This is a genomic window from Mesorhizobium sp. M7D.F.Ca.US.004.01.2.1, assembly GCF_003997785.1.
GTDB classification, from domain to species: domain Bacteria; phylum Pseudomonadota; class Alphaproteobacteria; order Rhizobiales; family Rhizobiaceae; genus Mesorhizobium; species Mesorhizobium loti.
Genome location: NZ_RZRQ01000320.1, coordinates 1 through 6,682, shown reverse-complemented (window position 1 = coordinate 6,682; position 6,682 = coordinate 1). Strand labels below are relative to the sequence as shown.

The 6,682-nt window shown below is 65.6% G+C and carries 2 protein-coding genes; both read right to left on the bottom strand.

The genetic code is table 11. From position 1 onward, the window contains the following. Nucleotides 1–4,938: translocation/assembly module TamB (locus EN993_RS28855; protein ID WP_127265477.1), on the bottom strand; the 4,938-nt coding region annotated here is incomplete at its 3' end. Between the two features lie 3 nt (nucleotides 4,939–4,941). Next, nucleotides 4,942–6,682 (bottom strand): autotransporter assembly complex family protein (locus EN993_RS28850; RefSeq protein WP_164757870.1); only part of this gene is annotated, 1,741 nt, incomplete at its 5' end.

The following is a 6,682-nucleotide window of genomic DNA, read 5'->3' as shown; positions in this document are numbered from 1 at the left end:
GAGGCCCGGGCGCGCATCGACCAGGCGCGCACCGGAGGTGCTCGCGCTGCCGCCGATGACAGGCGATGTCGCGGGACCGCGCACCTGCACGTTGACATTGGCCGTGCCCGATAGCGACAAGCCTTGCGCGGCAAGCTTCTGGCTGAGCAGGCCGAAGGGCACGGCGCCATTGAAGTCGAGGGCCAGCGCCGGCGTGCCTGCCGTCGTTACGGTACCACCGCCCTTGAGACCGAGGCCGGCTCCATCGCTGACATTGGCATTGAATGTCAGCTTGTTGCCGGCAAAGGTGCCCGACGAGGAAACACTGACCGCACCGACACCAGCACCTCGGGTCTGCGATGTCTGCACCCCGGCCGCATCGATGTTGAAGGCGACGGCGGGATTCGCCGGCGCACCCGTCACCTTGACCGTGCCCGAAATCGAGCCGGCGGCGTCGAGCCCCGGCGAGAAACTGTTGGCGAGCGACATCGGCACCCGCGCCAGCGTCGCGTTGATGTCGAGCGCCGTGCCGACCTTGCCGGTCACCGTCGCCGTGCCGCCGCCAAGGTTGAGCACCAGCCGGTCCAGCGTCGTCGTGCCATTGGCGATGCTGACGGTCGAGGCCTGGGCAATGGCTGCCTTGATGCCCTGAACGGTCGCCTGGCCGGATGCAAGCTCGATGGTTGTCGTGCCGTTGGCCACTTTCACCCGGCCCGCGGCCTGCGCCGGAATGCCCTTGACGGTTGCGCCGCCGGAGAAGCCGGTCCAGTCACCGTCACGCGTCAAATCGACATCGATGCCGCTGATCACGGTGCCGCCCGACGTGACGGTGTTGGCGCGGATCTTTCCGGAGATCACGGGTACTGCCAGATAGTTGGCGACCAGTGCATCGATAGAGACGGCTTTCGCCTGCAGGTCGCCGCGCGTAATCGATGCTGTCGCCGCCTTGATGGCGACCTGCGGTGCGGTGCCGTTCTTCGAGAAAGCAATCGTGCCGCGCACGTCGCCTTCGGCCTTTTCCAGCGCCAGTGCCGCCAACGGGCCAATATCGGGCAGGTCGAGCGCGATCGTGCCGACTGGAACGAACTTCTCATCCAGCGCCAGATCGCCGGAAATCCTGTTCTTGCCCAGTGACAGCAGCAGGCCGTTGATGGCGCTCTTGCCGTCCGCCGTCGCCAGCACCGCGCTACCTTGCAGCGCCTGGCCGGCGACATTGCCGGTCAGCTGCACATTCGCCGCCGGGTTGGCGGCATCAGCCTTGCCGGTGGCGGTCAGCTTCAGCCCGGTGATCTCGCGCGATGCCACCAGCAGCCTGTCGCTGTCCACCGTCAGTGACAGATCGGGCGCCGCAGCTGGCCCCTGTGCGTTCAGCGCAAAGGCGATGGCGCCCTTGGCATCCTTCGACAGCAGCGAGATGTCGCTCAGCACACCCTTGATGTCGGCGGCGACCTTGTTGTCAGCAAGGCTCGCCTGCCCGTCGGCAGTCAGCGCGCCCGAGGTCAGCTTCAATCCGCCTATATCGATACTGCCGTTGGGGTCGCGCTTCAGCGTGGCACTGATCTGCGCGCGTTCGCCAAGCATGCCGCGCGCCGCCGCCGGCAAGGCCGATGATGGGGCATCCGCCTTTAGGTTGAGGTCTATAGCGCCGTCACGCAGCGACACCTGGCCCGCGACCTGGCTGTTCAGCGCATCACTCTTGAGAGAGCCGCTATCGATGGCGACCGCGTCGGCTGTCAGCCGGGCACTAAGTGCGGCCGTGACCTTGCCAGCGATCAGCGGTGCGATCGCGGGATTGTCGAGACCGACCTTGTCCACCGACACCGTGCCGGAAACCGGCCCTGCACGGTTCTTGAGATCGAACGCATCCGAATGCAATGCCAAGGCAAGCCCGTCTACCTTCGCTGGGCTGGTGGTGATCGAGGGTAGGATCGCAGACACATCCAGGCGGGCCCGCGTGCTCTCGCCCGCCACCTTTGCCGACAAGGACTGGATCTCGATCTTGACCGGGCTCTCGGCGCTGCCGACAGTCAGGGGCAGGCTGGGGCCGGATGAGATGAGATCGAGCGCAAAATCGCTGGCGCCGTTCGGATTGAGGGTGCCGGTCGCCTTGCCGGAAATCTTGTCGCCGGTCAGCGTCGCTTGATCGAGCACAACGCCGCCGGCCATGGTGTAGCTGCCTGCCGCGTCGACGGCCAGCGCCCCGAGCCCCGCCTGGCGGGTCTGACTGGTTTCGACGCCAGCCAGCTGCGCGTTGAAACGGACGTCGGGGGCGGCCGCCGACCCGGTCACCTGCGCCGTGCCGCCAAGCGTGCCCACGGCATCGAGGCCGGGCGAGAAATCATTGGCCAGCGCCGCCGGCAGTGCCGAAAATTGCGCCGCGAGGTCGAGCGTCTGGCCGGCAGTGCCCGACAGCGTCACCGAACCGCCGCCGATATCGAGCGCCAGTCTTTCGATGCTGGCCGTGCCTTTGGCGATGCTTAGCGTCGAGACTTGAGCGATTGCTGCCTTGATGCCGCGAACAGTGGCTGCGCCCGAGGCTATCTCGACGCTCGTCGTGCCGTCGGCGATCTTCACCCGGCCGGCAGCGGTTGCCGGAATGCCAGCTATGGTGGCGCCGCCCGTGAAATTGGTCCAGTCGCCGTCGCGCTTCAGGTCGACGCCGATGCCACCGATTTCGGTGGTCCCCGAGGTGACGCTGTCGGCCTTGATCGAACCAGCGATCGCCGGCGCCTTGATATAATTGGCAATGAGCGCATTGACGGTGATGGCCTTGGCCGTCACCTCGCCGCGCGCGATCGACGTGCTCTTCGCGTCGATGGCGACGGAGGACGCGTCGCCCTCCTTGGCAAAGCGGATGGTGCCGTCGATGTCGCCCGTCACCGCCTGGCCGGCCAGTGCGGCCAGCTGATCGATGGCGGGCGCGTCGAGCGTCAGCGTGCCGCGCGGCATGTACTTGTCGTCCAGCGCGAGATCGCCCGAGACCTTGTTGTCGCCCAGCGAGACCAGGAAGCCATTGATCGAACGCTTGCCTTCGCTCGTCACCAGCGCCGCCTTGATGTCGAGCGGCTGGTCGTTGACGGTACCGGTCAGCGAGACATTGGCTGCGGGGCTGGCAATGTCGGCCTTGCCGCTCGCCGTCAGCTTGATGGTCTTCACCGTGCGGCCCGAGGCGGTCAGGCTGTCGCTGTCGGCGGAGACCGTGAAATCCGGCGCCGTCATCGCGCCGCTTGCCGACAGCGCGAAGTCGATACCGCCGGCAACCGGCACGCCGACCATCGGCGACAGAACCGAAACATCGCCCAGTTTGCCCTTGATGTCGGCCTGGATGTCGGTGCCTTGCATGATGGCCGTGCCGGCGGCGCTGAGCGTGCCGGACGTGAACTCGATCGAATTGGCGGCGAAGGATCCCTGCGGATCGCGGGCCGCGCTGGCCGAGAATTTCACCCGGGCGCCGAGCACCGAGGCGATCTGCGGCGGAAAGGCCGTCGCCACGGCATCCGCGTTCATCTTCAGCTGCATCGACAGGTCGGCAAGCGCCACGGTGGCTGTCAGCGAGGCGTTGACCGCATCGGAGCGCAATGTGCCCTGGTCGATGGCAATGGCATCCTTGCTGACCGATCCGGCCAGAGCGACATCGACCTTGCCGGTGATCAAGGGCGCCAGCGTCGCCACGTCGGTCTTGAGACCACCCGCCTCCAGCTTGACGGTGACCGGCCCGGCGCGGTTCTGGATGTCGAAACCGTCGGAATGGATCTGCGCCGCCAGATCGTCCAGCCGCGTGCCGCCGGCGACGATCGAAACGAAGGACGCGCCGATGTCGATGATCGGCGCCTTGCCGTCGCCGAAGGCGCGGGCGGTGGCGTTGTTGATCGCCAGCGTGATCGGCTGCGCCTTGCTGCCGACGCTGATCACCACAGGTGGGCCCTTGGCGGCGAGTTCGACCGAGAGATCGCTGGCGCCGGCAGGATCGACGATGCCGGTAGCGGTGCCGTGCACCGCATCGCTGTCGACGTTGGCCCGGTCGACACTGACACCACCGGCGGTCGTTGCTGTACCCGCGACATCGAAGCTGGTCTTGCCGGCAAACAGCGGCTTCAAATTCTCCGGCAGGAAGCGGGCGAAATCGCCGTCGCCCTTGGCCTCGATGTGATTTCCCTTGTCGGTCAACTGATGGCGGCCCGTCAGCTGGGTGACGATCTTGCCGTCGACTGTGAACGTGCCGATGCCGTTCCAGTTGGCGAGCGGTCCCGTGCCCGAGACAATTATGTCGACCGGTGGCGCATCGGGCAGCTTGAGCAGATTGGCGATGATGCCGCCTGCCGGCTCCGAGGCCTTCAGGTCGAGGTCGAGCCTGTTGTCTGCCGGCGCAAAATGGATTTTGGCGTCGACATTGCCTTGCTTGCCGTCATGGCGGGTGACGTTGAGCGTCGTCTCGACCGCCAGCGGCGCGGCATCGGCCTTCAGCATCCCCTTGGCGGCAAGTTCGGCGATGCCGCTGCCGGCAAGGTCTTGCCCCAGTGCGATCTCGGGCAGGTCGATCTGCTTGATATCGAATGAAACCGGCAGCGTCGTCGTGCCGCTGCTCTGCGCTGGGTGCGTGCTGGCCACCGGCAACCGGGCGAGTTCTATGCGCTCGGCCGCGATGCGGTCGGCACTGAAGTTCTTCGACAGCAGCGCCAGCGGCGACCAGTCGATGGCCACCTTGCGGGCCACCAGCCAGGCACCATCGCGGTCCTCCAGCACGACATGGTCGACACTGAGGGCCCCGGACCAGATGCCGTCTATGCCGCTGATCGTGATCTTGCGGTCGTCGCTCGAGGCCAGCCGCGAAATGATACCGGCGAGATTGTCGCGGCCGCGCTCGGTCTTGGTCAGCACAACCAGCGCGCCGATCGCTCCCGCGACCACAATGAGCAGCGTGTAGAGGACAATACGAAGGATGCGCCAGACCGTCTTCATCGCTCAGAACGCCTGCCCGATGCCGGCATAGATGCCAAAATGCGGGTCGCCCGGATCGCGGTTGAGCGGCACGGCCGCGTCGATGCGCAGCGGCCCGAACGGCGTGACATAGCGCAGGCCGACGCCGGCGCCGACCTTGACGTCGGAGAAATCGGGGATCGATTTGGTCGACACGGTGCCGGCATCGACGAACGGCACGATGCCGATCGTGTCGGTGATGGCGATACGCATCTCGACCGAGGTTTCGAAGAAGGACAGACCGCCGATCGGCTGGCCGGTGAAATCCTTGGGGCCGATGCCCTGATAGGCGTAGCCACGCACCGAACCGCCGCCGCCGGAATAGAAGCGCCGGTCGGCCGGCACGTGTTCGAGGCTGGTGCCGACGATCGAACCGATGGCGACACGCTCGGCCAGTACGAACTTCGAAGCCGAATCCATCGACTGATAGGCCGATCCCTCGCCCTTCAGCTTGAGGAAGGCAGCACCGCTCAAAATGTCGTAGCTGGGCTCGGCATAGGCCAGCACCCGGAAGCCGCTGGTCGGGTTCAGCCGGTTGTCTCTGTTGTCATAGACATATTGCAGCGGAACGCTGGCGATCAGATATTTGTGCTTGCCGAAGGCGTCGTGGATCCGGGAATAGTCGAGCGCGACCTCGGCGGAAACCGTTTGCTTCTTGGTCAGTTCGTAGGACAGGCCGGTGCTGCCCTTGACCGAGAAATGGTCATAGGCGTCCGGATGTTCGAGCACGGTCTTGACGCTGGCGAAGAACTTCGATGCCGGCCCGATCACACCGGGCTTTTCGAACATGATGCCGGCATTGTAGTTGAGCTCGCTGAGATCATTGCTGCCGATGCCGCTGATCTTGCCGTCGATGCGCAGCTTCTCGGCTCGCCCGAACAGGTTACGGTGGCCCCAATAGCCTTCCAGGCCCAGCCCCTCGGTGTTGGAGAAGGTGCCGCCGACGCCGAAATAGCGCGGTTTGCGCTCGCTGACCTGGACGCCGATCGGAATGTTGCCATCGGCATCGAGCTTGTCGGCTTCCTTGAACGTCACGCTGTTGAAGACCTCGAGCGCCAGCAGCCGGTCGCGCGCGTCGCTGATCTCTTGCGGCGAGTACTGCCGGCCACGCTTGAGGCCGGTCATGTATTCGGTGAAGTCGCGATCGACCTTCTCGGTGCCTTCCACAGTGGTGTCGCCATAGCCGGCGACCGGCCCGGCGGCGACCGTCAGCGTCACGTCAAGCGTCGAAGTGGCGTGGTCGGCGACGATCTGCCTGTCCGTCACCTTGGCCAGCGGCCTGCCCTCCTCCTTCAGCGCCCGCACGATCAGCGCCTCGGCCTTGAGCACGGCGCCCGAACCGGCGTCGCCGCCGGCGATCAGGCCATAATCGGCGCTCATCAGCCCAGCTGCGTCGCCCTCAAGGTGAATATTGCCCAAAGTGAATTTCGGCCCGCTGACAATGTCGATGGCCACCGGAACCGGCTGCGGCCCCTTGAATTCGGCATCCGGCGGCAAATCGTCAAGCGGCTTGCCGTCGATGGTGACGGTGACCACGCCTTCGTAGCGGGCGTCGGCATAGAGCGCGGCGACCAGTTGTTCGCGGTCGCTGCGTGCCTTGGCCATCAGTCCGAGTGAGCCGGAAACCGGACGCTCCTCGTCACTTTTCAGGGCCGAGGCGTTTTCGAGCTTCTTGACCAGATCCTTGTCGGCGTCGGGGGCATTGATGGTGACGGCATAGCGCAGC